Here is a 24,843-nt window from a genome sequence, read left to right as displayed (position 1 = left end):
ATTGTGGCGCCATGACAAGCGCGCCCCATGTAATCACCCTGAATTCGCCCGAGGAAACCGCCCGATTGGCGGTTTTATTGGGCCGCGTGCTGCGCCCCGGCGACGTTCTGTTGCTGGACGGCGAGATCGGCAGCGGCAAGACACATTTCGCGCGCAGTCTGATCCAATCCGTGATGACCCACCCCGAAGATGTCCCCTCGCCCACCTTCACGCTTGTGCAGGTCTATGACACCTCCTTGGGCGAGATATGGCACTGCGACCTCTACCGGCTCAGCGCACTGGAAGAGGTCGAGGAACTGGGTCTGACCGACGCATTCGAAACCGCGATCAGCCTGATCGAATGGCCAAACAAACTGGGGCCGTTGAGACCGGCCTCAGCTCTGACGCTAAAGTTTGAAACAGACCCTGATACACTGGATAAACGCCATCTGACGATCAGTTGGTCGGACCCGCGCTGGGCTGACTTGCCGGAGGCGATCACATGACAAACCGCGCCATTCTAGCCGAAGCGCTGATCGCGCAGACACCTTGGGCGAATGCCCTGCGCGCGCCCTTGGCCGGGGATGCCTCGAACCGCAGGTACGAGCGGCTTACCAATCCCGAGACAGGGGCAACGGCCGTGCTGATGGATTCCCCCCCCGGTCAAGCCGAACCGGTCGAAGCGTTTGTGCGGATGGCGCACCACCTGCGCGCGACCGGGCTAAGCGCGCCCGAGATCTACGCTGAGGACACCGAGTTCGGGTTCCTTCTGTTGGAAGATTTGGGCGATGACCTATTCGCGCGTGTCCTAGAAACCCGCCCTGAGATGGAACGGGAGCTCTATCAGGCTGCTACGGACGTTCTGATCACACTGCACGCGGCACCAACACTGTCCCTGCCTTCTTACGGCCCCTCGCTGATGGCCGAGTTGTCGGCCCTGTCCTTTACCAAATACGCGCAGGCCATTCTTGGCGCGCATGATCAAGACGCGCGTAGTCGGTTTGAGCATCGCTTTGCCGACATCCTGCACCAGGAAACATCGGGACCAAAGGTTGTGGTCCAGCGCGATTACCACGCCGAGAATCTGATTTGGCTGCCCGACCGAAACGGGGTAAAACGCGTGGGCCTGCTGGATTTCCAAACCGCGATGCTGGGGCATCCGGCTTATGATCTTGTGTCCTTGTTGCAAGACATTCGTCGCGACGTATCCTTGGGAACCGAGATGCGTATGATTGATCACTATATCTCGCAGACCGGAGTTAACGATCATGACTTCCGCACCGCTTATACGGTGCTGGGGGCGCAAAGAAACCTACGTATTCTGGGTGGTTTTGCCCGGCTGGCCACGGAGTACGGCAAGCCCCAATACGTGGACCTGATCCCGGCCACATGGGCGCATTTAATGCGCGATCTAGAGCATCCCGCGCTGGTCGGCGTGGCTGATCTGCTGCGCAGCGCCCTGCCCGCGCCCACCGAAGAAAACCTGAACAGGCTACGACAGAAATGACGCAATCACCCGACGCTGTGATGGTATTCGCCGCCGGGTTCGGGACCCGTATGGGCGCGCTGACCAAAGATAGACCCAAACCGCTGATCGAAGTTTCGGGTCGGCCGCTGATCGACCATGCACTAGAGCTGATTGATGCGATCAACCCTCAGCGGATCGTCGCCAACCTGCACTATCTGCCCGAGCAGCTTGAGGCGCATTTGGCACCGAAAGGTGTGACGCTGACTTACGAAACAGACGACATCCTTGAAACAGGGGGCGGATTGCGCGCCGCTCTGCCGATGCTGGGGCCGGAGCCGGTGTTCACTCTGAATCCCGATGCAATCTGGTCCGGCCCAAATCCGTTAACACTTTTGCGTAAGGCATGGGACCCAGATCGAATGGACGCGCTGTTGATGTGCGTACCTGTGGCACAAACCTTGGGCTACACCGGCACTGGAGATTTCACCGCAGATGCGGATGGGCGCATCTCGCGCGGGCCCGGATTGATCTATGGCGGGGCGCAGATTTTGAAAACTGAAGGTCTGATGGATATCCCTCAGACATCCTTTTCCCTGAACCTGCTGTGGGACCGGATGCACAGCGACAACCGTCTGTTTTCACTGACCTATCCTGGCCGATGGTGCGATGTAGGTCATCCAGAGGGTATCGCGCTGGCCGAAGGGTTGATTGCCGATGTTTAACCCCGGTCTGACCCCGCGCGCCTTTGCCGTTCCACCGGGTTCGGATTTTCCCAAGGCGCTGGTGGCGGGTTTGCACGCACGCAGCGCCGGCCAACCGCCCGAGGCACTGGCCCGCGTACAATTGGTCGTCAACACGCGGCGGATGGCGCGACGGGTTCGCGACCTGTTCGATCAGGGGCCAGCGTGCTTGCTACCGCGACTTTCGCTGGTCACGGATCTGGGCGAAAGCATTAATCTTGCGCAGATTCCGCCCGCGATTCCAGCACTGAGACGACGGTTGGAGCTGACGCAACTGGTTTCGAAACTGCTGGAACAACAGCCCGATCTGGCGGCGCGGTCCTCGCTGTTTGATCTGTCCGACAGCCTGGCAGCCCTGATTGACGAGATGCAGGGCGAAGGCGTTTCCCCCGACGCGATCCGGCAGTTGGATGTCAGCGACATGTCTGGTCATTGGGCCCGCGCGCAAGCGTTTATCGGTATTGCCGACAGGTTCGTGGAAACTGGCGATAATGCACTGGACGCACAGGCGCGCCAACGTCGCGTTGTCGAAAACCTGATCGCGCGCTGGCAGGCAGAACCGCCGCAGCATCCGGTCATTCTGGCGGGCTCAACCGGGTCACGCGGGACGACGCTGATGCTGATGGAGGCAATCGCCCGCCTGCCGCAAGGCGCGTTGATTCTGCCCGGATACGATTTTGACCAACCCGACGCCGTCTGGGCCCGGCTGGATGAGGCGCTGCCCTCGGAAGATCACCCGCAATACCGGTTCCGCAAACTGATGACGATGTTGGATCTGCGGCCCGACCAGATTGAACGCTGGACGCTGGACGCGCCACCCTCAGCCGCCCGCAATCGGTTGGTGTCACTGGCATTACGCCCAGCGCCAATAACCGATGCGTGGATGACCGAGGGTCCGCAACTGACGGATTTGGCCGAGGCCACCGCAGACCTGACCCTGGTTGAGGCGCAATCTCCGCGCAGCGAAGCCTTGGCCATCGCGCTTCGGCTGCGACAGGCGGCAGAAACGGGTCAAACTGCGGCGCTGATCACGCCGGACAGGATGTTGACCCGACAGGTCAGCGCTGCTCTGGATCGTTGGAACATCACACCCGACGACAGTGCGGGTCTGCCCTTGCAACTGTCCCCGCCCGGTCGGTTCCTGCGCCATGTGGCGGGCCTGTTTACCCGGCGGCTGGATGGTGAGGCGCTTTTGACGCTGCTGAAACATCCTTTGTGCCACGGTGGTGATGAGCGGGGTGCGCATTTGCTGCACACGCGCGATCTGGAATTGGATTTGCGGCGCTATGGTCCTCCGTTTCCTGACGGTCCCAGCCTGACCGCCTTTGCGATCCGCAAAGAAGTGTCTGAGGGCTGGATCCAATGGTTGATCCGGCATTTCTGCGATCAACAGATCTCGGGCGAATTGCCGTTGTCCGAATGGGTCACTCGTTTGCGTCGTCTGGCCGAGGCGATCTCGACCGGCAGCTCCGGCGAAAGCGGTCTGCTTTGGGACAAGAACGCAGGTCAAAAAGCACTGGCCGTTCTGACTGCGCTTGAGGATGAGTCCGGCCATGGCGGCCAGATGACGGCGCATGATTTCGCCGATCTGTTGGGTACGCTGCTGGCAGGGGAAGAGGTTCGCGACCGTGACGCGCCGCATCCCCGGATCATGATCTGGGGGACGCTTGAGGCGCGGGTTCAGGGGGCTGATCTTCTGATCCTGGGCGGTTTGAACGAGGGCAGCTGGCCCGAGGCCCCAGCCCCGGACCCTTGGTTGAACCGGCAGATGCGTGACAAGGTCGGTTTGTTGCTGCCGGAACGGCGGATCGGGCTGTCGGCACACGATTTCCAGCAGGCCATCGGCGCGCCCGAGGTCTGGTTGACCCGCGCCACCCGCTCGGACGACGCCGAAACTGTGCCGTCGCGCTGGTTGAACCGGTTGACCAATCTGCTGCAGGGCTTGCCGGATCAGGGCGGACGCTCGGCGCTTACCAAGATGCGCGACCGGGGCGGCCAATGGTTGAGTTGGTCGGAACAGCTGGAGCATGCACCTGAGATCAAAGCGGCAGCACGCCCCTCGCCGCGCCCGCCCGTCGCGTCGCGACCTCGTCGCCTGAGCGTCACCGAGATCAAGCGTCTGATCCGCGACCCTTATGCGATCTATGCGAAACATGTGCTGCGATTGAAACCACTGGACCCGTTGGTGCAAGCGCCGGATGCCTTGCTGCGCGGGATTGTGATTCACGAAATCCTCGAACATTTCGTGAAGGACAGCGTTCTGGACACAGCCCTGCTAAACCGCGAGAATTTTCTGAAACGCGCCGAGATGCTGTTGGATCAGCATGTCGCCTGGCCGACCGCACGCAAATTGTGGCTTGCGCGGTTGGAGCGCATTGCCGACGATTTTCTGGCTGCCGAGACCGCACGCAGGGGCGATGGCGGGCCGGTGGCGTTCGAAGCGGCGATGAAACTGGTCCTCGCCCCTTTGGACGTCACGATCGTTGGCCGGGCCGACCGGATCGACCTGAACACGCGCGGCGCTGTGCGGTTGATCGACTATAAAACCGGGACTCCGCCCACCGAAAGTCAGCAAGCCAAGTTCGACAAACAATTGCTGATCGAAGCCGCCATGGCCGAGCAGGGCGGGATCGAAGGGTTTGACCCTCTGCCCGTGGCCGAAGCGGTGTTTATCGGCATGGGCGGAAGCTACAAAGAGGTGCCCGCGCCCTTGGTCAAGGAACCGACTGACAAGGTGTTGGCTGAACTAAAAGAGTTAATTTTTGCCTATTTAGAGCCTGATCAGGGTTTCTCGTCACGGCGAATGTTGCACAAGGATACGGATATCGGGGACTACGATCACCTTGCCCGTTTTGGCGAGTGGGACCGAACCGCCGAGACCAAGCCCGAGGATCTGTCATGAGCGCCCGCAACGAAGCCACCGAACGGCAGGTGCAGGCAGCGCGGCCTGATGCCTCGACCTGGTTGGCCGCGAATGCGGGTTCGGGCAAGACGCGGGTTCTGACCGACCGGGTGGCGAGGCTTTTGTTGGACGGCGTGCAGCCGCAGCACATCTTGTGCCTGACCTACACCAAAGCTGCCGCCAGCGAGATGCAGAACCGCCTGTTCAAACGCCTTGGCGAATGGGCGATGCTGGGTGATGACCCGTTGCGCAGGCAGCTGACCGATCTGGGCGTGGCGGGAATGATCGACCCGGATCGCCTGACGCAGGCGCGTACTTTGTTTGCCCGCGCCATCGAAACGCCGGGCGGGTTGAAGATCCAAACGATCCATTCGTTCTGCGCGGCGTTGCTGCGCCGATTCCCGCTTGAGGCCGGGGTCAGCCCGCAGTTCTCTGAGATGGAAGACCGTGCCGCCGCCTTGCTGCGCGAAGAAATCGTCGAAGATTTCGCCGCGGGACCGCAGGCCGGATTGATCGAAGATGTGGCCCGGTTCGTCACCGACTCTGGGTTTGACGCTCTGACAGCCGCCGTGACCCAGAAACGGAATCTCTTTGCAAACGCTCTCGACTGGGGCGACATTCTGAGCAAATTTGACCTGCCCGACGATTTTGACGAAGACGCATTGTTGAGCAAGGTCTTTCTGGGCGGTGAGGTCGATCTGATCCGCTCGATCCTGCCGGCACTGTCCGAGAGCGGCGGCAACAACGCCAAGGCTGCCGCAAAACTGGCCGCCTTTACCGAGCCGCGATTGGGCAGCCTGCCAATCCTCGAAGGCGTTTTCCTGACGGGTAAGGCCGCCAAGGAGCCATTTTCGGCCAAGATCAACAGCTTTCCGACTAAGGCCCTGCGCGAAGGCGCGTTGGCCGACCGAATGCCACAGCTTGAGGCGCTGATGCTGCGCATCGAGGCCGCGCGCGAACAGAGATTGGCGCTGGTCGCCGCGCGCAAGACCCATGTGTTGCACCGGTTTGCCGCCGCCTTCCTGCCGGAATATGAGCGTCGCAAACAGTTGCGCGGCTGGCTGGATTTCGACGACTTGATCCTGCGTGCGCGGCAAGTGCTGAACGACCCGGCTGTGGCCGAATGGGTGCTGTATCGGCTGGACGGCGGCATCGACCATATTCTGGTGGACGAGGCGCAGGACACCAGCCCCGACCAATGGGACGTGGTCGAGAAACTGGCGCAGGAATTCACCAGCGGGGAAGGGGCCCGGTCCGGCGTCGAGCGTACGATCTTTGTGGTCGGCGACAAGAAACAGTCGATCTATTCCTTTCAGGGCGCGGACCCTGCCGCATTCGATCGCATGCAGCGAGAGTTTGGGCGACGACTGCAAGAATCAGGCTCTAAACTGTGGGATTCGACGTTGGAATATTCGTTCCGGTCCTCCAGTGCGATCTTGTCTCTGGTCGATATCCTGTTTGAAAACCGGGCCGAGGCCGGGTTTCACAAAGACAGCCAGCACCGGGCTTTCAAAGCGGACTTGCCTGGCCGGGTGGACCTTTGGCCCGTGGTGGAAAAGGTCGAAGCGGATGAGGATGCCGACTGGACCGACCCGGTCGACCGACCTGGCGCGCGCCATCACACGGTGATTTTGGCCGAGCAGGTTGCGCAGTCTATCAAAATCATGATCGACTCGGGCGAGACCATACCCGAAGACGGCGACATCCCCGGCACCTTCGTGCGCCGCAGGGTGCAGCCGGGCGATTTCCTGATCCTCGTACAGCGCCGGTCTGATTTGTTTGCAGAGATAATCCGCGCCTGCAAATCCCTGCACCTGCCCATCGCAGGGGCGGACCGGCTGAAGGTCGGCGCAGAGCTGGCGGTGAAGGACCTTGCTGCCTTGCTGAGCTTTCTGGCCACGCCCGAGGACAGCCTTTCGCTGGCGGCCGTGCTGAAATCTCCGCTATTCGGGTGGAGCGAGCAACAACTTTTTGATCTGGCCCATCGGCGGCAGGAACAATTTCTATGGGCGGCTTTGCGCCATCGCGCGGATGACTTTCCTGAAACGCTTGAGGTTCTCAACGATTTGCGCCGCCAGATCGACTTTCTGCGCCCCTATGACCTGATCGAACGCATCCTGACGCGCCATGACGGGCGGCGCAAATTGCTGGGTCGTCTGGGGGCCGAGGCTGAGGATGGCATCAATGCGCTGCTGTCGCAGGCGCTTGCCTATGAGCGCACGGATATTCCCAGTCTGACCGGATTCCTTGTCTGGATGCAGACCGACGATCTGGAAATCAAACGACAGATGAGCGGCGTCGGCAATATGATCCGCGTCATGACGGTGCATGGCTCGAAAGGGCTGGAGGCGCCCATCGTGATCCTGCCAGATACCGGCAAACGACAGGCCCCGCGCGATGCCGAGATTATGGTGGGTGACGATATTCCGGTTTGGAAGCTGCCAGCCGATGCCTCACCCAGCCTGATTGTCCGCGCGCGGGCGCAGGCCCGGGAGCGGGAAGAGAATGAACGGTTGCGCCTGCTCTATGTGGCTCTAACACGAGCAGAAAAATGGTTAATCGTAGCCGCAGCCGGGGATGTCGGAACGGATGGGACCAGTTGGTATCAAATGGTGAAGGCTGCCATGGAACGGGCAGGAGCCGTCGCCATCGAAGGCACCGGCACCCTGCGATTAGCGCATGGGGACTGGGATGGATTGCCAGAAACCGAGCACAAAGACACGCGCGTTGCAGAGCAGACTTTGCCCGAAGTGTTCCGTTCGAACCCGGACGCGCCCGAAGTTGAACCGGACACGCTCAGCCCATCAGATTTGGGTGGGCCCAAGGCATTGCCCGGCGAAATAGGGCAGGATGAAGAGGCCGCAAAGCTGCGTGGCACGCGCCTGCATCTGCTGCTGGAGCATTTGCCGTCGACTCCGCCGGAAAACTGGCCACAGCTTTGCGCGCGCATTCTACCGGATATGTCCGACACAGACAGGTCCGAGCTGTTGGCCGAGGCCAAAACCGCCCTGACCGCAGATCATCTGCGCCCAGTCTTTGCGCCGGACACGCTGGCCGAGGTTCCGGTGACGGCCACGCTGAACGGGCGGCGTTTGCATGGGGTCATCGACCGGTTGATCATCTCGGATACCGAGGTGCAGATCATTGATTTCAAAACAAATATGAGCGTACCAAACAGCCCCGAAACCTGCCCTGATGGGTTGTTGCGGCAGATGGGAGCTTATGCGCACGCGCTGGCGCAGATCTATCCCGGTCGGAATATCAAAACCGCGATCCTGTGGACGCGTACCGCGCAGCTTATGTGGTTGCCACACGATATTGTGACGGATGCACTGACACGCGCCCACATATCTTGACCTTGCCAAGTCGCGCCCCTACGTTCTGTTCCCGAGTTTACCCCATTCAGGAGACAGAATATGTCGACCGTAGCCGTAACCGACGAAACCTTTGACGCCGAAGTCAAGAATTCCGACATCCCTGTTGTTGTCGATTTCTGGGCCGAATGGTGTGGCCCCTGTAAGCAGATTGGCCCCGCGCTGGAAGAACTGGCGTCGGAATATGGCGGCAAGGTGAAAATCGCCAAGGTGGACGTGGACAGCAACCCCAACTCGGCTGCTGCAATGGGCGTCCGCGGTATTCCTGCGCTGTTCATTTTCAAGGATGGTCAGGTTGTGTCGAACCGCGCTGGCGCGGCACCGAAAGCCGCGCTGCAAAGCTGGATCGAAGACTCGATTTGACCCGGGTTTCGAACGGAATTCAAAGGCGCCTCGTTCGGGGCGCCTTTTTTCATGGGTAGCCAAAGAAACGGATGCGCAAAGAAAAAGCCGCTCAGGAGCTGAGCGGCTCATCTTGACGGTGTGGTCGGTGCAAAGATCAGAGCTTTGCGATATCCGCACGGCACAGGCCAACATCGTCCAGTTGGGCGTCGCTGAGGTTCGACAAAAGCTTGCGGGTCTTGCGGGATTCATTCCACGCTAGTGCTTTTTCGTAGGTTCCGAAAAATGCGTCCACTACATGCAGGATGGTAGCTGCTCCGAGCGGCGCATGGATATTTGCGGTGGTTGCCATTTGCGCATTCCTTTTAACTGAAACAGCCGACCTTTTGTCGGTTGTGAGGCTCATGTAGGACCAATACCCGAGTCTCACAATTGCTAGTCTGGTAACCCCGAATTGCAATTATTGCATATCTTTTGAGCAGTTTGAGAAGAGTTGCGCTGAACGCACGCCCGGCCCATATAGGGGGCCAGTGAAGAACGGAGGCCCTAATGGCAGACAGCGATTTTCCCGGTTGGCATGGCACGACAATTATTGGCGTCAAGAAAGGCGGCCAGGTGGTGATTGCCGGGGATGGTCAGGTCAGCCTGGGCCAGACGGTGATCAAGGGCACCGCCCGCAAGGTGCGCCGCCTGTCCCCCGGTGGGTTTGAAGTCGTCGCAGGGTTCGCCGGATCAACCGCCGACGCATTCACTCTGCTCGAGCGGCTGGAAGCCAAGCTTGAGGCCACACCGGGTCAGTTGGCCCGCGCCTCGGTCGAGCTAGCTAAGGATTGGCGCACCGACAAATACCTGCAAAAGCTTGAGGCGATGCTGATCGTGACCGACGGCAAAGACCTGTTGGTGATCACCGGGGCAGGGGATGTACTGGAGCCCGAACACAACGTCGCCGCCATCGGATCGGGCGGCAATTTCGCTTTGGCCGCCGCTCGCGCGATGATGGACAGCGACAAACCCGCCGAAACCGTCGCACGCGAGGCAATGGCGATTGCCGCCGATATTTGCGTCTACACCAACGGCAATCTGACGGTCGAGGAAATCTCAGGCCAATAAAACCTTAATCTCCTTCCCTTTCCAGCGGCGGTGCATGCCGATCAGGCCCAGTATCGCCGTAAGGATGACGATGTAGTAGGGCACACGGATGTCGATGCTCATCAATCCGCCGCCGATCAGAGACATGACCCCTCCGGCCAGGCAGAAGACGGCTGTCGTCACGCCCATGACCCAGCCCTGATCAGTTTCGCTGACACTTGCGGAAAACAGGCCCAGTAGCGTCGGGTAGGATACGCCGAAGAAGAAATAGAAGAAGAACACCGGCACGTAGCTCAGCCATCCGATAGGACTGAAGGCAAAGGCTAGCCCGCAGATTACCATCGTGATCAGCGAGACATAAATGATCTTGTGCTTGCTGAACCTTTCCTGCGCGGGTTTCACCAGGAAGGTGCTGGAAAAGGCCAGTGCAAAGCCGATCACAACCATCGCCATACTGCCGCCGATCACGCCATAGCCGAACCGGCTGGTCAGGTAGTTGTCGACAAAAACGTAAAAGGTGACGTTGGCGATCATGAAGAAGGAATAGACCGGCAAGATTTTCAGAACCATCGGATGCCCGCGCACAGCGAACAGGCTATCGGTGATATCACGCGGGCGAAAGACAAAGGGTTCACGTTCGGTGCGGGTGTCCTTGAAGAAGGTGATCACCAGGAAAATGGCGATCAGGACCAGAGCAAACGCGCCATAGAACGGCGTTTTAAGGGTGGCCACGCTGCCCAGCAGGGCCGCATCAGACAGGACGGCGCCTATGATGGGCCCACCGACCAGACCAAAGCTGACACCGGTCACGATATAGCCCATGTTTCGGTCGCGATCGGCGGCATCCGTGCTGCCATCAATCATCGCCGCCTGCGCGATGGGCTGGTTGCCAGCCGTAAACCCGGTGATTGACCGCCCGATGATCAGCAGCAGAAGGCTGTTGAGGTAAAGCGACGCAATCGTCAGCGCATAGCCCGCCAACGCCCCGGCCAGACAGACCAGAAGCGCGTTCTTGCGCCCAATGGAATCCGAGACTTTGGAGACATAGACCACCCCCAGAAACCAAGACAAAAAGAAACACCCGATCACCAGCCCATAGTAGAAATGCCGCTGCCCCATCGGCGTGCTGTCGGGAAGGAAGCCGGATTTCGTCTCCATGATCAATGAGTTGATGATGGGAAAGACCAAACCTTGTCCGATCAGGTCCACAAACACCACGAACAACAGGGTGATCTTGGCAATTTTCGTCATTCGCGCGCTCCTGACCCTCAACATATTGAAATGATTGTATCAGAGCACAAACGTTTCACCTATGGAAAGCATTTGCAAACCGGCAGGCGCATTGCTAACCAACGCTGCCGCTGTTGTTTTCACCTGTGCGGTGACTACGTAAGCCAAACCGCTGATCGAAAGGACTGCACCCGTGACCGACCTGACCCCGCGCGAGATTGTCTCGGAACTGGACCGTTTCATTATCGGCCAGAAAGATGCCAAACGCGCGGTCGCCGTGGCGCTGCGCAACCGCTGGCGGCGCAAGCAGTTGGCCGATGACATCCGGGACGAGGTTTACCCCAAGAACATCCTGATGATCGGCCCCACCGGTGTCGGCAAGACCGAGATCAGCCGCCGTCTGGCAAAACTCGCCCGCGCACCCTTTATCAAGGTCGAAGCCACAAAGTTCACCGAGGTCGGATACGTCGGCCGCGACGTGGAACAGATCATCCGCGATCTGGCCGATGCAGCGATCATCCAGACCCGCGAATACATGCGCGAGGACGTGAAAGCGCGCGCCTATCAGGCCGCCGAAGATCGCGTGATCACTGCCATTGCCGGTGAAGACGCCCGCGAGGGCACGCGCGAGATGTTCCGCAAAAAGCTAAAAGCGGGGGAACTGGACGATACGGTCATCGAACTGGAACTGTCGGACAGCTCAAACCCGATGCCGATGTTTGACGTGCCGGGACAGCCGGGCAGCCAGATGGGGATGATGAATCTGGGCGATATCTTCGGCAAGGCCTTTGGCGGGCGCACCGTCAAGAAACGCATGACCGTGGCCGAAAGCTATGACGCGCTGATCGGGGAAGAAGCCGACAAGCTGCTGGACGATGAAACGGTCAACCGCGTGGCTTTGGAATCGGTTGAACAGAACGGCATCGTGTTTCTGGATGAGATCGACAAGGTCTGCGCGCGCGCGGAAGCGCGCGGTGGCGATGTCAGTCGCGAGGGGGTGCAGCGCGACCTGCTGCCCCTGATCGAAGGCACTACCGTATCCACCAAACATGGTCCGGTGAAAACCGACCACATCCTGTTCATCGCGTCTGGCGCGTTTCACATCGCCAAACCCTCGGATCTGTTGCCGGAATTGCAGGGGCGTCTGCCGATCCGGGTGGAACTGCGAGCGCTCACCGAAGAGGATTTCGTCCGCATCCTGACCGAGACCGACAACGCCTTGACCCGCCAATACACTGCGCTGATGGGTACTGAAGAGGTTGCGGTCAGCTTTACCGATGACGGCATCGCCGCTTTGGCCAAGATCGCGGCAGATGTGAACCAAAGCGTCGAAAACATCGGCGCGCGGCGGCTTTATACGGTGATGGAACGCGTGTTCGAAGAACTCTCGTTCAATGCACCCGATCAGGCCGGGGCGGAAATCACTGTGAACGCGCAGTTCGTGGACGACAATCTGGGTGAGCTGACCAAATCCACCGACCTCAGCCGTTACGTCCTGTAACAGACACTGGCCGATTTTCGCTGCTTGGTTGAACCCGTCGCGCTTGGACCCGCGGCAGGAATTCGTTAGCTTATGCGCAAACCCTCGAGGGCTATTTTCGTGCTGCGCAATATTTCCATTTTTTTGATTGCATCTCTTCTGACCGCCTGCGTCGACCGTACCATCTCGGAAACGGTGCCGTCGGCTTTGGATGTGGGCACACCCCAAACCATCTACGCCACCACAACCCGCGCGCGCGAGGCTGATGGCACTTACGGGTTCAAGCGGGGAGATGGGTTGCAGTTTCTGGAAATGACCGTCTCGATCCCGCCCAATCACACACCCGGAACGTTGGATTTCTCTTACGCCAATCCAAACCCCGAAAAGCAGTTCGTGATGGCTGCCGTGGATGAGTTACAAGGGCCCGGCGATCTGAAAGCCCGGTTGGGCAACGTGGATGAGGTGTCGATCTTCATTCACGGCTACAACACAACACAGTCCGAAACTACGTTTCGCGCCGCGCAGCTTAGACACGATCTGAATATTCCCGGTGCCACAATGGTTTATTCCTGGCCCAGCCAGGCGACCGGATATGGCTATGCCTATGATCTGGACAGTATGCTGTTTGCCCGCGACGGGTTGGAGCAGACCGTCCGCCACTTGAAAACCATGGGAGTCAAACGCGTGGTTCTGGTGGCGCATTCCATGGGCACTGCCTTGACGATGGAGATGATGCGACAGGCCGAATTGCGCGAACCAGGCTGGGCCAGTCGCAATCTGGAAGGCGTGGTGCTGATTTCACCGGATCTGGACGTGGATCTGTTCCGCTCGCAGATGGATGTGATCAAGACACCGCCGGATCCGTTTATCGTCATCACCTCGCAAAAGGACAAGTTGCTGAATATCTCGGCCCGGCTGCGCGGCACCACCAAGGGTGAGCGTCTGGGCAATATCAGTTCGGCCGAGGCGCTGTCTGAATACAAGATCAACATTCTGGACACGACCGCTTTCAATGACGATGCGCAATCCTCGCATTTCGTGGCCGCGACCTCGCCAGCGTTGCTGGCAATTATCGCATCGGCCCGCCGGGTCAGCGACACATTCGGTACCGAGCAGCGGGGGATTGACGTCATCGCCCCGGCCAATGTGCGCAACCCAACCGGCGCGACCGAGATCGTTCTGACCGAAACCGGACAGGCACAGGTAAGCGCCCCGTGACGTCGCCTCGGCCCGGCGAGTTTCTGCGCGACAACGCAGCATGGCTGGGCGCGGGGTTTTTGCTGACATTTCTGTCCAGCTTTGGGCAGACCTTCTTCATCTCGATCTTTTCCGGCGAAATCCGCGCCGCGTATGGCCTGAGCCATGGGGCGTGGGGCGGGCTTTATTCGCTGGGCACGACAGTGTCGGCCGTGGTCATGATCTGGGCCGGGGCGCTGACCGATATGTTTCGCGTGCGCGTTCTGGGGCCGGTTGTCCTGGTCGGTCTGGCCTTGGCCGCGATGGCGATGGCGCTGAACGCATGGCTGTTCCTTTTACCCATCATCATCTTTCTGCTGCGCCTGTTCGGGCAGGGGATGTCTGTGCATCTGGCCCTGGTGGCAATGACACGCTGGTTCACCGCCACGCGGGGCAAAGCGCTGTCCATTGCCTCGGTCGGGTTCTCGGTCGGCGAGGCGCTGCTGCCGGTCATTTTCGTCGCCGCGATGGCAGTGCTGGATTGGCGGATACTTTGGGTGATTTCAGCTGGAATGGTGCTGTTAGGGATCCCGGTTCTGGTGCGTTTGCTGCGACAGGAACGCACGCCGCAAAGCCTGGCGTCTGAGCATTCCTCAACCGGGATGAAAGGGCGCCATTGGACGAGAAAACAGGCTCTACTTAGTCCACTTTTCTGGTTTATGGCTCCAGCATTGCTGGGACCATCCGCCTTCATCACCGCGTTTTTCTTTCATCAGGTGCATCTGGCCGAGATCAAGGGCTGGCAGCATATCGAACTGGTTGCATTGTTCCCGATCTACACCGCTGTGTCCCTGCTGGCGATGTTTGCAACCGGCTGGGCTTTGGACAAATGGGGCACCGCGCGGATGATGCCTTATTTCCTGTTGCCCATGGCGATCGGGTTTGCCCTTGTCTCGTTTGTGACAGGGTTGGTGGGGGCCAGTTTGGCGTTGGTTTTTCTGGCCTTGACCGTGGGGGCCAATAGCACAATGCCCAGCGCGTTCTGGGCCGAGTTCTATGGCACCCGCCACATCGGTGCGATCAAGGCCATGGCAACCGCCGTGATGGTCTTGGGCTCGGCCATCGGGCCGGGACTGACCGGAGTGTTGATCGACCATCGCGTCGCGCTGGATCAGCAATTCCTGTGGATAGGAGCGTTCTTCGTCGCAGCCAGCGCGTTGGTCTGGATCGGGATCACCCGCGCCGCGCGCAGTTTTTAACGGATACGCCGCAGGTAAACGTAATACGCCCCGTCGCCACCATGGCTGATATGGGCAGGGGTTACTTGCAGCACGGCCTGCGCCAGCGGCGGAATGCTCAGCCAATGCGGCACTTGGTTGCGCAATACGCCGCGCGGGGTGGGGATGGGGCCGGGCTCGTCCCGGTCCTTGCCTTTTCCGGTGACGACCAGAACCAGACGTTTACCTTGCGCTTGGGCGGTCAGAACAAAGCGCACCAACGCCGGATGGGCCGTATCCACGCGCATTCCGTGCAGGTCCAGCTTGCCTTCGGGCTTGAGCTTGCCGCGCTTCATCCGACCAAACGCTTTGTTGTCCATCTGCACCGGGCTAGCGCGCAGGCTTTCCGCGATAGAGGGTTTTAACGCATGGCGCGATGGTTTAGAAGGTCCGGTCTGGCCAAGCTCAAACGTGTCGATCCGCGCTTTTGGCGTTTTGGTGGGCTTCGGTTTCGGCAGGGTGGTCGGATGCACCGTTTGCGGGATCTCGGGGTGCATCCGCTCGGCCTGTTTGGCGACCTTTCGCCATAGTTCGATTTCGTCCGAGGTGAGTTTGCGCCGTGCCATCAGAACGAATCCGGTGCCAGTGCATAGGCGCGTTGGATCGGCAGTAAAACGATCATGCGTCCGGGGTCTTTCAAACGCCCCGCGGCGCGGCCCGCTTCATCACCAGTACCAAAGAAAATATCTGCCCTCTGCGCGCCCTTGATAGCCGAACCGGTATCCTGCGCGATCATCAACCGTCGCAATGGGTTCTTGCCGTCCTTCTCAACCCAAACCGGCGCGCCCAACGGCGTGAAGCCCGGATCGGCTGCAATGCTGCGCATCGTGGTGACGGATCGGTTCATGGCACCCAAAGGCCCAAGCTCGGGCGCGATGCGGGTGACTTCGCGGAAGAACACGTATGAGGGGTTGTGAAACAACAGCTCGGCCCCGGCCTCGGGGTTCTTGCGCACCCACGTCTTGATCATCTGCGCACTGACCTGATGGGCGGCTAACGCTCCCTTTCGGATCAACTCCGACCCGATTGAGCGGTAGGGATGCCCGTTTGCGCCCCCATAACCCACCCGCAACGCGCCGCCATCCGGCAGACGGATACGGCCCGAGCCCTGGATTTGCAGAAAGAAAAGCTCGACCGGGTCATCGACCCAAGCGATCTCAAGTCCGCGACCTTGCAAAACATCGCTGGTCAACAGGTCCCGACGTGACAGCCATTGCCCAGCCCCACGCGCCTCGGGCGGCATTTTGTACAGCGGATATCGGAACCGATCCGATCGGGTGCGCGATCCGTCCAATTCTGGCTCAAAATACCCGGTGAACAACGCGTCCTTGCCATCATCGACCAGAACGGGGCGGAAGAACAGCTCAAAGAAAGATCGGGCGGCATCGGCTTCATAGGTCTGCGCGACACTGCAGAGTGCGCGCCAATCCGGGTCATCCAGATCGCCACACGTGTTCAGAAAAACCGAAAGAGCCGCCCCGTGGTCATCGGCGGCCCAGCCATCCAGATCGTCAAACGACAGAATGGAACGCGTCGCTTCGGCGCTGGCAGAGGTTGCCATCACAGCCCCCAGCAAAAACGACCGAAGCGCAGCAATCATGCGTCCGTGGCAACAAGCAGCCAGTTCGGATCGTCGCTGCCCATCACGCGGGCAAAGGTCCAGCTGTCCTTTTGGCGTTTGACGGTGTTGGGGTTGCCTTCGATGATATCACCACCGCGATCCCGCACGACCGAGGTCAGTTCACCTACAAAGCGCATGGTAATCTCGGCCTCATTGGTGTCCTTGTCGAACTTTACATCGGCCAGCGCGGTTTCTCGCACCCCAATGAATTCAGCTTCGATCGTCAGGCCCTGATCTTCACGCGCTGCGACGACATCAACGAAAGTGTCAAACACCTCTTCGGACAGGAAGGGTTGGATTTCGTCCAGATTGCCCTTTTCGAACCCCATCACGATCATCTCATACGCGCCGCGCGCGCCTTGAACAAACTCGGACACCGAAAAGCTGGGCTCAACCCGCTTCATCGCAGTCAGGGTCTGGGCCTGTTCACTGTCTTCGGCAACGTGGTCGGTGATGTCGTGATCCGGGCCGCCTTCGATCACCTCAAAGTCACGGCGCGAATTCTGCCCGTCTGGTTGCTGCTGAACGGGGGGCTTTTCAAAACCCTCACGCGTCCCCAGCACGCTTTTCAGGCGCAGGATCAGGAAAACGGCAATTCCGGCCAGGACCAGCAACTGGATCATCGGTTCGTTCATTTCATCCTCTTTATCAGACCGCGACTTTGTATACGCAGCCTCTTGCCACTATGTAGGTGACAGTTCGGGACAAGTCTACTGCCCGAGCCTGGTTAAAGGATAACGCATATGTATCTGTTCCTCGCTTTTTTGCTGGTCCCGATCATCGAGATCGGCCTGTTCATTCAGGTCGGCGGCCTGATCGGCCTGTGGCCAACACTTGCGATTGTCGTTCTGACGGCTGTTTTGGGCACGGCTTTGGTACGGACACAAGGTCGCATGGCATTGGCCAATCTGCAGCGATCCTTTGCCGAACTGGACGACCCGACCGAGCCGCTGGCCCATGGCGCTATGATACTCTTGTCTGGCGTATTGCTGCTGACACCGGGGTTTTTCACCGATGCCATTGGTTTTGCTTTGCTTATTCCCGGAGTTCGGGTGGCCGTTTTCAATTTTCTTAAGTCCAGGGTAACCATCACCCAGTTTCAGATGGGTGGTGGCGCGCAGTTCCGCACCGGTCCTGACCCTGCACCGCAAGACGACGTGATCGACGGGGAATACACCGAGGTTCACCCCCGCCGTGACCCATCAAAACCATCGAAATGGGTCGAAGGTCCGTGACCTGCATTGAGGTGCCGCGCCCAACTTGCTAAGCAAAGGCAAATTTTAGTTTCGGAGTAGATAAATGGCCGAAGAAGACGCCAAAGAAAACAAAGCCGCCGCAGCCCAGGCGGCACCGCAGATCCAGATGCGCGTTCTGGGACAATTCATTCGTGATCTGTCGTTTGAAAACGTGATGGCGCAAAAGGGCGTATCCGGCGACGTGCAGCCCGAGATTTCCGTTCAGGTCAATCTTGATGCAAAAAAGCGCCCGACCGAGCATCAGTATGAGGTTTCGGTCAAACTGAACCTCAAATCCAAAGCCAAGGGCATGGAAGACATCCTGTTCCTGTGCGAGCTGGATTATTGCGGCCTGTTCCACGTTGAAGGTGTAGCCGATGACCAACTGCATCCGTTCCTGATGATCGAGTGCCCGCGGATGTTGTTCCCGTTCCTGCGCCGCATCGTCAGCGACGTAACCCGCGATGGTGGTTATCCGCCGGTGAACCTGGACAATATCGACTTCGTGGCCCTGTACCGCAACGAGTTGATGCGTCGTCAGGCCGAAGCACAAAAAGCCGAAGCCTAACCCATTCGACCCGCGCCGGATAATCCCTCAGGCGCGGGTCCACAGGGCGTTTTCGCCCAGTTTTTCCACAAATGTTTCATGTGCTGCGCGTTCTTCATCGGTGATCTTTGACGCCAAGGGTGTCGGTCGTGCCGTGGGTCGCCACTCTTCGCCGCCCGCACCTGCCGCAGAGGCGACAGTCGAAAGGCCGAAATCCGGCTGCCGTCCACCGATCAACTCCAGATAGACCTCGGCCAGAATCTCAGAGTCCAGCAGTGCTCCGTGCAGCGTTCGGTTCGAGTTGTCGATATTGAACCGCCGGCACAGCGCATCCAACGAGGCGGGTGAACCCGGAAAGCGTTTGCGCGCGATGGCCAGCGTATCGAGCGCCTGATCCATCGGAATCTGCGGCAGGCCCATCCATTTCAACTCGGCGTTCAGGAACTTCATGTCGAACGAGGCGTTGTGGATGACCAGTTTCGAATCCTTGATGAAGTCGCGAAATCCCTGACCGACCTTGGCAAAAACCGGCTTGTCCTTCAGTGTTACTTCACCTTTTTCCGGTGGTCGCGGAGTTTCCAGCAGGTCCGGGCCGATACCGTGAACGCCAAACGCGTCTTCCGGCATCGAACGTTCGGGGTTGATATAGACGTGATAGGTCTCGCCCGTGGCCACGTGGTTCCAAAGCTCGACCGCGCCGATTTCCACGATGCGGTCGCCACTTTCGGGATCGAACCCCGTGGTTTCGGTATCCAGTACAATTTCACGCATCTGCCAAACCCGCCCGTATCTGCCTGACCACATCCTGCACCTGCGCGCGGGCATGGTCCAGACTGTCCGTCACGATCACGAAATCAGATCGTGCGCATTTTTCGTCATTCGGCATCTGTTTTGCGCGGATCTGCTCGAACTGCGCCTCAGACATCGTTCCCCGCGCCATGACGCGGCGTTTTTGTTCATCCGCCGGGATCGACACGCAAGCCACGGCATCCATCGCAGCATCTCCACCGGTTTCGAATAGCAAGGGAATGTCGAAAACCAGAATATCCGCCGTAGCGTTTGCCCGAAACGTAGCGCGGTCTGCGGCAACCAAGGGGTGCACGATGCCTTCGATCTGCTTGAGCGCAGCCGGGTCATTTGTGATGATCTGTTTCAGCGCATCGCGGCTAACCGCGCCGTCAACGATTGCGGCGGGAAAAGCGGCTTGCATCGGTTCAACGGCAGCTCCACCCCTTGAATAGAGTCTATGTACGGCTGCATCTGCGTCCCATAACGCGCAGCCTTCATCGACAAACATTTGCGCTGTGGTGCTTTTGCCCATTCCGATCGAGCCCGTCAGGCCAAGCGCGAAACTCATGACAAAACAGCCGCGCGCAGGTCTACATTGACTTCAGGGCGGACACCGAACCAGCTTTCGAAACCCGGCACAGCCTGGTGCAGCAACATGCCCAAACCATCGACGGTGGTGCAGCCGGCCTCTTCGGCGGTTTTCAGCAGACGCGTTTTCAGCGGTGCGTAGACCAGGTCCGTCACAACCGCACCGGGCTGCAACCCGTCCAGCGGCACGCGTAACTCGGGCTGCCCCTGCATCCCCAAAGAGCTGGTGTTGACCACCAATTCGGCATCCTCGAGCACATTTCCGGCCTGAACCCAATCGACAACCGTGATGCTGGGCCCAAATTCATCTCGCAATGTCTCGGCCCGCTCCCGGGTACGGTTGGTTAGAAAAATCTCGGGCACATCTGCCTCGACCAAAGCCTGAAGCACCGCTCGCGCGGCACCGCCTGCCCCGAACACAACCGCAGGTCCGTCCGTCGGGGACCAATCCGGCGCGCCGCTGCGCAGGTTCTCGAGAAATCCATAGCCATCGGTGTTGTCGGCGTGAATTCGGCCATCGTCCTGAAACACCAGCGTATTCGCCGCACCGATCTTGCGCGCTCGGTCCGTGGCCTCATCGGCTAGACGTAGCGCAGCCTCTTTATGCGGAACGGTGACATTGGTTCCCACGAACCCAGCCTTGGGCAAAGCCCGCAACACATCCTGTAAATCGTCCGGGGACACATCCATCGGCACGTAGTGACCCGACAACCCATAGGTCTTTAACCAATGCCCATGCAACTGAGGCGATTTCGAATGCGCCACTGGGTGCCCGATCACCCCGGCCAGAGGAATCTTTGCCTTGCTCATTGATCAATCACCCCTTTGACGGCCAGAAAATTCAACAGCTCCAATAAGGGCATACCCAAGACGTTAAAATAGTCTCCGTCAATGGTGGCGAACAGGCGCACACCTTCTTCTTCCAGCTTATAGGCCCCAACGGCGTGACGGATACTGTCCCAGTTTCGATCCACGTAACCCCGCAGATATGCGTCCGAGCTCATCCGCATCCGCAAGCGAACCTGACCCACATGCCGCCAGATCGGCTCGCCATCCTGATAGATCACGGCCGCCGATAGCAGCATATGCCGTTTCCCCCGCATGGCCCTAAGCTGCGCCAGCGCGTCGTCAGGCGTTTGTGGTTTCGATAAAAGCTGACCGTCGAAGTCCAGCACTTGATCGCATCCCAACACCATCGCGCCGGGATGTTTGTCGCTGACCTTGCGGGCCTTCATCTCGGCCAGAGCATCTGCAAAATCGCGGGGCGAGGCGCCTTCAGCCAGAAGGGCGCGTTTAGCTGTGTCTTCATCGACGCGCGCGGTTTGCACGCTGAACGGCACCTGCGCATTGCGCAACAACTCCGCCCGGATGGACGAGCCAGAGGCCAGAATGATGGGGACAGACATGTGGAAAACCCCCTGAGCAAATCGTTAACGGTTCCGGGATGGTTTGTATGGTTTTCCTGTTGACACGCAAGCTCACGATTTTCGCGTCAAACATCCCGGATTCGCCCGAATACTATCCAGTAGGGACAAGGATAAGTCGACAAACGGGAAAACCGGGGTTTTCCAAACATACCCAAAGACTTATCCCCAGTGATTCATATTCAAAAAAAGTATAAATAATTGATATTAATAAGAAAAATTTTCTCTCAACAGAATCACCCGCCCAGAACCGGATTCTGTCCACTTGGGGAAAACATATGTGTAAAAAAGTAATCCACGGATTTGGACTGCCCTACAAAACCATCATCCTTTTTCTTTTCTTATTTTTTTATTAGGGAGGGTCCCGGGAAACCTTCGGAGCCAACATGACCGACCTTCTTTTTGCAATCTACCCTTGGGTAAAGTCGGTTCACATCATGGCGGTGATCTCTTGGATGGCAGGATTGTTCTATCTGCCCCGCTTGTTCGTCTATCACGTAGAAAAGGCTCAGGCGGTCGACGGAGCGCAGGAGATCTTCTTTGAAATGGAAGAAAAGCTGCTGCGCGTGATCATGCGCCCGGCTATGGTCGTGGCGTGGGTCTGCGGGCTGATCATGGTCTTCACGCCCGGCATTGTTGGTTGGGATTGGACTTGGCCCTGGGCCAAGGGGGCCGCGGTGATCGGGATGACCTGGTTCCATCATTGGCTGATGGCGCGGCGCAAGGACTTCATAGAGGGGCGAAATAAGCTCACTGGGCGGCAGTACCGCATGATGAACGAGGTTCCGACGGTTTTGATGGTTATCATTGTCCTGGCGGTCGTTCTGAAGTTCTGAGGGCACAAACTACTTAGGAAATACAAGGGCAGTTTGACTCCAACAAAGGTCACGCTTATGTAGGGGTAAACACGCCCGTCCGGGCGGCGTATCTTCCGTACTGAAATTCCACTTCGTGCCGCGCTGACAGCGGTGAAGGTTTGTATCATGTCCAATGAATCCCTGAATCTGGCCGATCTGAAAGCCAAAAGCCCCAAAGACCTTCTGGCGATGGCCGAAGAGCTGGAGATCGAAAACGCCTCGACCATGCGCAAGGGCGAGATGATGTTCCAGATCCTGCGCGAACGCGCGGATGAGGGCTGGACCGTTGGCGGCGATGGCGTGCTGGAAGTGCTGCAAGACGGCTTTGGCTTCCTGCGTTCGCCCGAGGCAAACTATCTGCCGGGTCCTGACGACATTTATGTCTCGCCTGACATGATCCGCCTGCATTCGCTGCGCACTGGCGACACCGTTGAAGGTGAAATCAAGGCGCCCGATGACAACGAACGGTATTTTGCGCTGACCAAGGTCACAAAGATCAACTTTGAAGACCCCGAGAAAGCTAAGCACAAGATCCTGTTCGACAACCTGACACCTTTGTACCCAGACGAACGTCTGAAGATGGAGATCGAAGATCCCACCATCAAAGACAAGTCCGCTCGCGTGATCGACCTTGTTGCGCCAATTGGTAAGGGACAGCGGTCGCTGATCGTGGCGCCTCCGCGGACCGGTAAGACGGTGATCCTTCAGAACATCGCGCACTCGATCGAACAGAACCACCCTGAATGCTACCTGATCGTCTTGCTGATCGACGAACGCCCCGAAGAGGTGACGGACATGCAGCGCTCGGTGAAGGGTGAGGTCGTGTCCTCGACCTTTGATGAACCTGCAACGCGCCACGTGGCCGTGTCGGAAATGGTGATCGAAAAGGCCAAGCGTTTGGTCGAGCATAAACGAGATGTTGTTATTCTTCTCGACTCAATCACAAGACTTGGTAGGGCGTTTAACACCGTGGTGCCATCCTCGGGTAAAGTTCTGACCGGTGGTGTGGATGCGAATGCACTTCAACGGCCTAAGCGGTTCTTCGGTGCGGCCAGGAATATTGAAGAGGGTGGCTCGCTAACCATCATCGCCACCGCGCTGATCGACACCGGCAGCAGGATGGACGAGGTGATCTTTGAAGAATTCAAAGGCACGGGCAACTCGGAAATCGTGTTGGACCGCAAAATCGCCGACAAGCGTGTGTTCCCGGCGATTGACATCCTCAAATCGGGCACCCGGAAAGAGGATCTGCTGGTCGACAAGGGTGATCTGGCCAAAACATTTGTTCTGCGCCGCATCCTCAACCCGATGGGGACGACCGACGCGATCGAGTTCCTGCTGTCCAAGTTGAAACAGACGAAGACGAATGGCGAGTTCTTCGATTCAATGAATACCTGACACAGGTCTTAACGGACGCGAGGCCTTCGAATGGATACGATATTCGCCTTGGCCAGCGCGCAAGGCAAAGCAGGGGTGGCGGTTATACGCCTCTCTGGTCCTTTAGCGCACTCGGCGGTCATGGATCTGACGGGCGGGGAACTTCCCGCGCGCGGTATGAATTTACGCACGCTACGCGGGCCGGATGGATCTCGTCTGGATAACGGGTTGGTGCTGACGTTCCACGCTCCGGCCAGTTTCACCGGCGAGGACGTCGCAGAGCTGCAAATTCATGGTAGCACTGCGTCGGTGAATGCTGTGATGCGGTGTTTGTCCGATACCGATGGTTTGCGCCTGGCTGAACCCGGAGAATTCACCCGTCGCGCGTTGGAAAACGGCAAGATGGATCTGACTCAGGTCGAAGGTCTTGCCGATTTGATCGACGCGGAAACTGAAGCGCAACGCAAGCAGGCGCAGACTATTCTGGCTGGGGGTCTGGGGCAGCTTGCCGAGCGTTGGCGTCGCGACCTGATCCGTGCTGCATCCCTGCTTGAGGCCGTGATCGATTTTGCGGATGAAGAGGTGCCAACCGATGTCACGCCTGAAGTTCGGGCCTTAGTTGAAGGTGTCATGTCCGACCTGATGCGTGAAGCCGAAGGCGTCAAGATTGCTGAACGTATTCGCACAGGATTTGAAGTTGCTATTGTCGGCTTGCCCAATGCTGGAAAGTCTACTTTGCTGAATACGCTGGCCGGGCGAGAAGCCGCGATAACATCGGAATATGCCGGAACTACACGCGATGTGATCGAAGTGCGGATGGACTTGGACGGTCTGCCGGTAACACTTTTGGACACGGCCGGATTGCGCGAAACCGAAGATCATGTGGAATCATTGGGAATTGCGTTGGCAAAGAAACGGGCGGAAGCTGCGGATATGCGAGTGTTTCTGACAGCTGACCCGTCCGAATTGGATGTGCAGTTTCAGTCCGAAGATATCCAGGTTTTCCCTAAATCCGACCTTCGAGACGAGGGTGAAAATGGAATTTCTGGGAAAACAGGCCACGGAGTGGATGCACTTGTTGCCCGTATATCGCGTATTTTGTCATCGCGAACCACGACATCTGGTATTTCGACACGAGAAAGGCACCGTGTTGCGCTGATCAATGCGCAACAGGCCTTGAACGCGGCAATCTCGGTTCTGGAATCAGGCCCAGACCTGTATGATATCGCTGCCGAAGAAATGCGCACAGCTATCAGAACGTTGGAATCTCTGGTCGGGAGGATCGGGGTTGAAGACTTGTTGGACGAAATATTCTCGAGTTTCTGCTTGGGCAAGTAAGGAGTGTTTC

At 58.6% G+C, this 24,843-nt stretch carries 24 protein-coding genes; 15 read left to right on the top strand and 9 right to left on the bottom strand.

All coding sequences use genetic code 11. The annotated features are described in order from the left end of the window. The first annotated feature begins 11 nt into the window (after nucleotides 1–11). Genes tsaE through trxA form a run of 6 tightly spaced genes read left to right on the top strand, consistent with a single transcriptional unit; the run spans nucleotide 12 to nucleotide 8,826 of the window. Complete coding sequence (gene tsaE / locus ACR0DB_RS17500; protein ID WP_480552262.1) at nucleotides 12–485, top strand: tRNA (adenosine(37)-N6)-threonylcarbamoyltransferase complex ATPase subunit type 1 TsaE; 474 nt, start codon at nucleotides 12–14, stop codon at nucleotides 483–485. Beyond that, nucleotides 482–1,486, top strand: a complete 1,005-nt coding sequence (locus tag ACR0DB_RS17495; protein ID WP_170790187.1) for an aminoglycoside phosphotransferase family protein — start codon at nucleotides 482–484, stop codon at nucleotides 1,484–1,486. Before tsaE ends, ACR0DB_RS17495 begins: the two co-directional genes overlap by 4 nt. Then, nucleotides 1,483–2,169 (top strand): nucleotidyltransferase family protein, encoded by a 687-nt coding sequence (locus ACR0DB_RS17490; RefSeq protein WP_480552260.1) that lies wholly within the window; start codon nucleotides 1,483–1,485, stop codon nucleotides 2,167–2,169. Before ACR0DB_RS17495 ends, ACR0DB_RS17490 begins: the two co-directional genes overlap by 4 nt. Next, complete coding sequence (gene addB / locus ACR0DB_RS17485; protein WP_480552258.1) at nucleotides 2,162–5,089, top strand: double-strand break repair protein AddB; 2,928 nt, start codon at nucleotides 2,162–2,164, stop codon at nucleotides 5,087–5,089. Before ACR0DB_RS17490 ends, addB begins: the two co-directional genes overlap by 8 nt. Then, complete coding sequence (gene addA / locus ACR0DB_RS17480) at nucleotides 5,086–8,445, top strand: double-strand break repair helicase AddA (protein WP_480552257.1); 3,360 nt, start codon at nucleotides 5,086–5,088, stop codon at nucleotides 8,443–8,445. Before addB ends, addA begins: the two co-directional genes overlap by 4 nt. 60 nt (nucleotides 8,446–8,505) lie before the next feature. Further along, nucleotides 8,506–8,826 carry a thioredoxin gene (gene trxA / locus ACR0DB_RS17475; RefSeq protein ID WP_170771302.1) on the top strand — a complete coding sequence of 107 codons (321 nt, stop codon included), beginning with the start codon at nucleotides 8,506–8,508 and terminating at the stop codon, nucleotides 8,824–8,826. Between the two features lie 136 nt (nucleotides 8,827–8,962). Here trxA and ACR0DB_RS17470 read toward each other — a convergent pair whose 3' ends face one another. Further along, nucleotides 8,963–9,157, bottom strand: a complete 195-nt coding sequence (locus ACR0DB_RS17470) for a DUF1127 domain-containing protein (protein WP_170771304.1) — start codon at nucleotides 9,155–9,157, stop codon at nucleotides 8,963–8,965. Between the two features lie 197 nt (nucleotides 9,158–9,354). On the opposite strand from ACR0DB_RS17470, the gene hslV reads away from it, so the two are divergent. Further along, nucleotides 9,355–9,915, top strand: a complete 561-nt coding sequence (gene hslV, locus ACR0DB_RS17465; RefSeq protein WP_170771306.1) for an ATP-dependent protease subunit HslV — start codon at nucleotides 9,355–9,357, stop codon at nucleotides 9,913–9,915. Here the strand turns inward: hslV and ACR0DB_RS17460 are convergent. Next, on the bottom strand, nucleotides 9,904–11,145 hold the full coding sequence (locus tag ACR0DB_RS17460; protein ID WP_480552256.1) for an MFS transporter: 1,242 nt from the start codon (nucleotides 11,143–11,145) through the stop codon (nucleotides 9,904–9,906). The two genes, hslV and ACR0DB_RS17460, sit on opposite strands and share 12 nt — an antisense overlap. A gap of 172 nt (nucleotides 11,146–11,317) precedes the next feature. Between ACR0DB_RS17460 and hslU the strand changes: the two genes are divergently transcribed. The 3 genes from hslU to ACR0DB_RS17445 all read left to right on the top strand — a co-directional run bounded on the left by hslU (nucleotide 11,318) and on the right by ACR0DB_RS17445 (nucleotide 15,039). Further along, nucleotides 11,318–12,625 carry an ATP-dependent protease ATPase subunit HslU gene (gene hslU, locus ACR0DB_RS17455; RefSeq protein ID WP_480552255.1) on the top strand — a complete coding sequence of 436 codons (1,308 nt, stop codon included), beginning with the start codon at nucleotides 11,318–11,320 and terminating at the stop codon, nucleotides 12,623–12,625. Between the two features lie 72 nt (nucleotides 12,626–12,697). Further along, nucleotides 12,698–13,822, top strand: coding sequence for an alpha/beta hydrolase (locus ACR0DB_RS17450; protein ID WP_480552254.1), 1,125 nt, complete (start codon nucleotides 12,698–12,700; stop codon nucleotides 13,820–13,822). Beyond that, nucleotides 13,819–15,039 carry an MFS transporter gene (locus tag ACR0DB_RS17445; RefSeq protein WP_480552253.1) on the top strand — a complete coding sequence of 407 codons (1,221 nt, stop codon included), beginning with the start codon at nucleotides 13,819–13,821 and terminating at the stop codon, nucleotides 15,037–15,039. Before ACR0DB_RS17450 ends, ACR0DB_RS17445 begins: the two co-directional genes overlap by 4 nt. On the opposite strand, the gene ACR0DB_RS17440 is transcribed toward ACR0DB_RS17445, so the two are convergent. The 3 genes from ACR0DB_RS17440 to ACR0DB_RS17430 are packed head-to-tail and all read right to left on the bottom strand — an operon-like array spanning nucleotide 15,036 to nucleotide 17,313. Then, complete coding sequence (locus ACR0DB_RS17440; protein ID WP_480552251.1) at nucleotides 15,036–15,623, bottom strand: Smr/MutS family protein; 588 nt, start codon at nucleotides 15,621–15,623, stop codon at nucleotides 15,036–15,038. The two genes, ACR0DB_RS17445 and ACR0DB_RS17440, sit on opposite strands and share 4 nt — an antisense overlap. After that, nucleotides 15,623–16,657, bottom strand: a complete 1,035-nt coding sequence (mltA, locus tag ACR0DB_RS17435) for a murein transglycosylase A (RefSeq protein ID WP_480552250.1) — start codon at nucleotides 16,655–16,657, stop codon at nucleotides 15,623–15,625. The genes ACR0DB_RS17440 and mltA overlap by 1 nt, the downstream gene beginning before the upstream one ends. Further along, a complete protein-coding gene (locus ACR0DB_RS17430; RefSeq protein WP_170771321.1) occupies nucleotides 16,654–17,313 on the bottom strand; it encodes a Tim44/TimA family putative adaptor protein in 660 nt (219 codons plus the stop codon). The genes mltA and ACR0DB_RS17430 overlap by 4 nt, the downstream gene beginning before the upstream one ends. 108 nt (nucleotides 17,314–17,421) lie before the next feature. Between ACR0DB_RS17430 and ACR0DB_RS17425 the strand changes: the two genes are divergently transcribed. Both ACR0DB_RS17425 and secB read left to right on the top strand, forming a co-directional pair. Further along, nucleotides 17,422–17,913, top strand: coding sequence for an FxsA family protein (locus ACR0DB_RS17425; RefSeq protein ID WP_170771323.1), 492 nt, complete (start codon nucleotides 17,422–17,424; stop codon nucleotides 17,911–17,913). 64 nt (nucleotides 17,914–17,977) lie between these two features. Continuing rightward, nucleotides 17,978–18,481, top strand: a complete 504-nt coding sequence (gene secB, locus ACR0DB_RS17420; protein ID WP_480552248.1) for a protein-export chaperone SecB — start codon at nucleotides 17,978–17,980, stop codon at nucleotides 18,479–18,481. 27 nt (nucleotides 18,482–18,508) lie between these two features. Here the strand turns inward: secB and dnaQ are convergent, their stop codons facing one another. The 4 genes from dnaQ to ACR0DB_RS17400 are packed head-to-tail and all read right to left on the bottom strand — an operon-like array spanning nucleotide 18,509 to nucleotide 21,243. Further along, the gene (gene dnaQ, locus ACR0DB_RS17415) at nucleotides 18,509–19,231 is read right to left on the bottom strand and encodes a DNA polymerase III subunit epsilon (RefSeq protein ID WP_480552247.1); all 723 of its coding nucleotides are present in this window, start codon (nucleotides 19,229–19,231) and stop codon (nucleotides 18,509–18,511) included. After that, entirely contained in the window at nucleotides 19,224–19,817 is a 594-nt protein-coding gene (gene coaE, locus ACR0DB_RS17410; protein ID WP_480552246.1) for a dephospho-CoA kinase, read from the bottom strand. Before coaE ends, dnaQ begins: the two co-directional genes overlap by 8 nt. Next, entirely contained in the window at nucleotides 19,814–20,647 is an 834-nt protein-coding gene (locus ACR0DB_RS17405; RefSeq protein WP_480552245.1) for a shikimate dehydrogenase, read from the bottom strand. The genes coaE and ACR0DB_RS17405 overlap by 4 nt, the downstream gene beginning before the upstream one ends. Beyond that, nucleotides 20,644–21,243 (bottom strand): Maf family protein, encoded by a 600-nt coding sequence (locus ACR0DB_RS17400; RefSeq protein WP_480552243.1) that lies wholly within the window; start codon nucleotides 21,241–21,243, stop codon nucleotides 20,644–20,646. The genes ACR0DB_RS17405 and ACR0DB_RS17400 overlap by 4 nt, the downstream gene beginning before the upstream one ends. A 404-nt stretch (nucleotides 21,244–21,647) precedes the next feature. On the opposite strand from ACR0DB_RS17400, the gene ACR0DB_RS17395 reads away from it, so the two are divergent. The 3 genes from ACR0DB_RS17395 to mnmE all read left to right on the top strand — a co-directional run bounded on the left by ACR0DB_RS17395 (nucleotide 21,648) and on the right by mnmE (nucleotide 24,833). Then, nucleotides 21,648–22,097, top strand: a complete 450-nt coding sequence (locus tag ACR0DB_RS17395) for a CopD family protein (protein WP_480552241.1) — start codon at nucleotides 21,648–21,650, stop codon at nucleotides 22,095–22,097. Nucleotides 22,098–22,244: 147 nt separating this feature from the next. After that, nucleotides 22,245–23,516 (top strand): transcription termination factor Rho, encoded by a 1,272-nt coding sequence (rho, locus tag ACR0DB_RS17390; protein WP_170771337.1) that lies wholly within the window; start codon nucleotides 22,245–22,247, stop codon nucleotides 23,514–23,516. 30 nt (nucleotides 23,517–23,546) lie between these two features. After that, nucleotides 23,547–24,833, top strand: coding sequence for a tRNA uridine-5-carboxymethylaminomethyl(34) synthesis GTPase MnmE (gene mnmE, locus ACR0DB_RS17385; RefSeq protein ID WP_480552240.1), 1,287 nt, complete (start codon nucleotides 23,547–23,549; stop codon nucleotides 24,831–24,833). Nucleotides 24,834–24,843 lie beyond the last annotated feature (10 nt).

The sequence above is a fragment of the Ruegeria sp. AB6 genome (assembly GCF_056542685.1).
This window is presented reverse-complemented; position numbering and strand designations above follow the sequence as displayed.

What these genes read in the sequence shown, in the direction of transcription:
- tsaE (WP_480552262.1), top strand. Translation starts at nt 12, where the DNA reads ATGACAAGCGCGCCCCATGTAATCACCCTGAATTCGCCCGAGGAAACC.
- ACR0DB_RS17495 (WP_170790187.1), top strand. Translation starts at nt 482, where the DNA reads ATGACAAACCGCGCCATTCTAGCCGAAGCGCTGATCGCGCAGACACCT.
- ACR0DB_RS17490 (WP_480552260.1), top strand. Translation starts at nt 1,483, where the DNA reads ATGACGCAATCACCCGACGCTGTGATGGTATTCGCCGCCGGGTTCGGG.
- addB (WP_480552258.1), top strand. Translation starts at nt 2,162, where the DNA reads ATGTTTAACCCCGGTCTGACCCCGCGCGCCTTTGCCGTTCCACCGGGT.
- addA (WP_480552257.1), top strand. Translation starts at nt 5,086, where the DNA reads ATGAGCGCCCGCAACGAAGCCACCGAACGGCAGGTGCAGGCAGCGCGG.
- trxA (WP_170771302.1), top strand. Translation starts at nt 8,506, where the DNA reads ATGTCGACCGTAGCCGTAACCGACGAAACCTTTGACGCCGAAGTCAAG.
- ACR0DB_RS17470 (WP_170771304.1), bottom strand. Translation starts at nt 9,157, where the DNA reads ATGGCAACCACCGCAAATATCCATGCGCCGCTCGGAGCAGCTACCATC.
- hslV (WP_170771306.1), top strand. Translation starts at nt 9,355, where the DNA reads ATGGCAGACAGCGATTTTCCCGGTTGGCATGGCACGACAATTATTGGC.
- ACR0DB_RS17460 (WP_480552256.1), bottom strand. Translation starts at nt 11,145, where the DNA reads ATGACGAAAATTGCCAAGATCACCCTGTTGTTCGTGGTGTTTGTGGAC.
- ACR0DB_RS17450 (WP_480552254.1), top strand. Translation starts at nt 12,698, where the DNA reads ATGCGCAAACCCTCGAGGGCTATTTTCGTGCTGCGCAATATTTCCATT.
- ACR0DB_RS17440 (WP_480552251.1), bottom strand. Translation starts at nt 15,623, where the DNA reads ATGGCACGGCGCAAACTCACCTCGGACGAAATCGAACTATGGCGAAAG.
- mltA (WP_480552250.1), bottom strand. Translation starts at nt 16,657, where the DNA reads ATGATTGCTGCGCTTCGGTCGTTTTTGCTGGGGGCTGTGATGGCAACC.
- ACR0DB_RS17430 (WP_170771321.1), bottom strand. Translation starts at nt 17,313, where the DNA reads ATGAACGAACCGATGATCCAGTTGCTGGTCCTGGCCGGAATTGCCGTT.
- ACR0DB_RS17425 (WP_170771323.1), top strand. Translation starts at nt 17,422, where the DNA reads ATGTATCTGTTCCTCGCTTTTTTGCTGGTCCCGATCATCGAGATCGGC.
- secB (WP_480552248.1), top strand. Translation starts at nt 17,978, where the DNA reads ATGGCCGAAGAAGACGCCAAAGAAAACAAAGCCGCCGCAGCCCAGGCG.
- dnaQ (WP_480552247.1), bottom strand. Translation starts at nt 19,231, where the DNA reads ATGCGTGAAATTGTACTGGATACCGAAACCACGGGGTTCGATCCCGAA.
- coaE (WP_480552246.1), bottom strand. Translation starts at nt 19,817, where the DNA reads ATGAGTTTCGCGCTTGGCCTGACGGGCTCGATCGGAATGGGCAAAAGC.
- ACR0DB_RS17405 (WP_480552245.1), bottom strand. Translation starts at nt 20,647, where the DNA reads ATGAGCAAGGCAAAGATTCCTCTGGCCGGGGTGATCGGGCACCCAGTG.
- ACR0DB_RS17400 (WP_480552243.1), bottom strand. Translation starts at nt 21,243, where the DNA reads ATGTCTGTCCCCATCATTCTGGCCTCTGGCTCGTCCATCCGGGCGGAG.
- ACR0DB_RS17395 (WP_480552241.1), top strand. Translation starts at nt 21,648, where the DNA reads ATGACCGACCTTCTTTTTGCAATCTACCCTTGGGTAAAGTCGGTTCAC.
- rho (WP_170771337.1), top strand. Translation starts at nt 22,245, where the DNA reads ATGTCCAATGAATCCCTGAATCTGGCCGATCTGAAAGCCAAAAGCCCC.
- mnmE (WP_480552240.1), top strand. Translation starts at nt 23,547, where the DNA reads ATGGATACGATATTCGCCTTGGCCAGCGCGCAAGGCAAAGCAGGGGTG.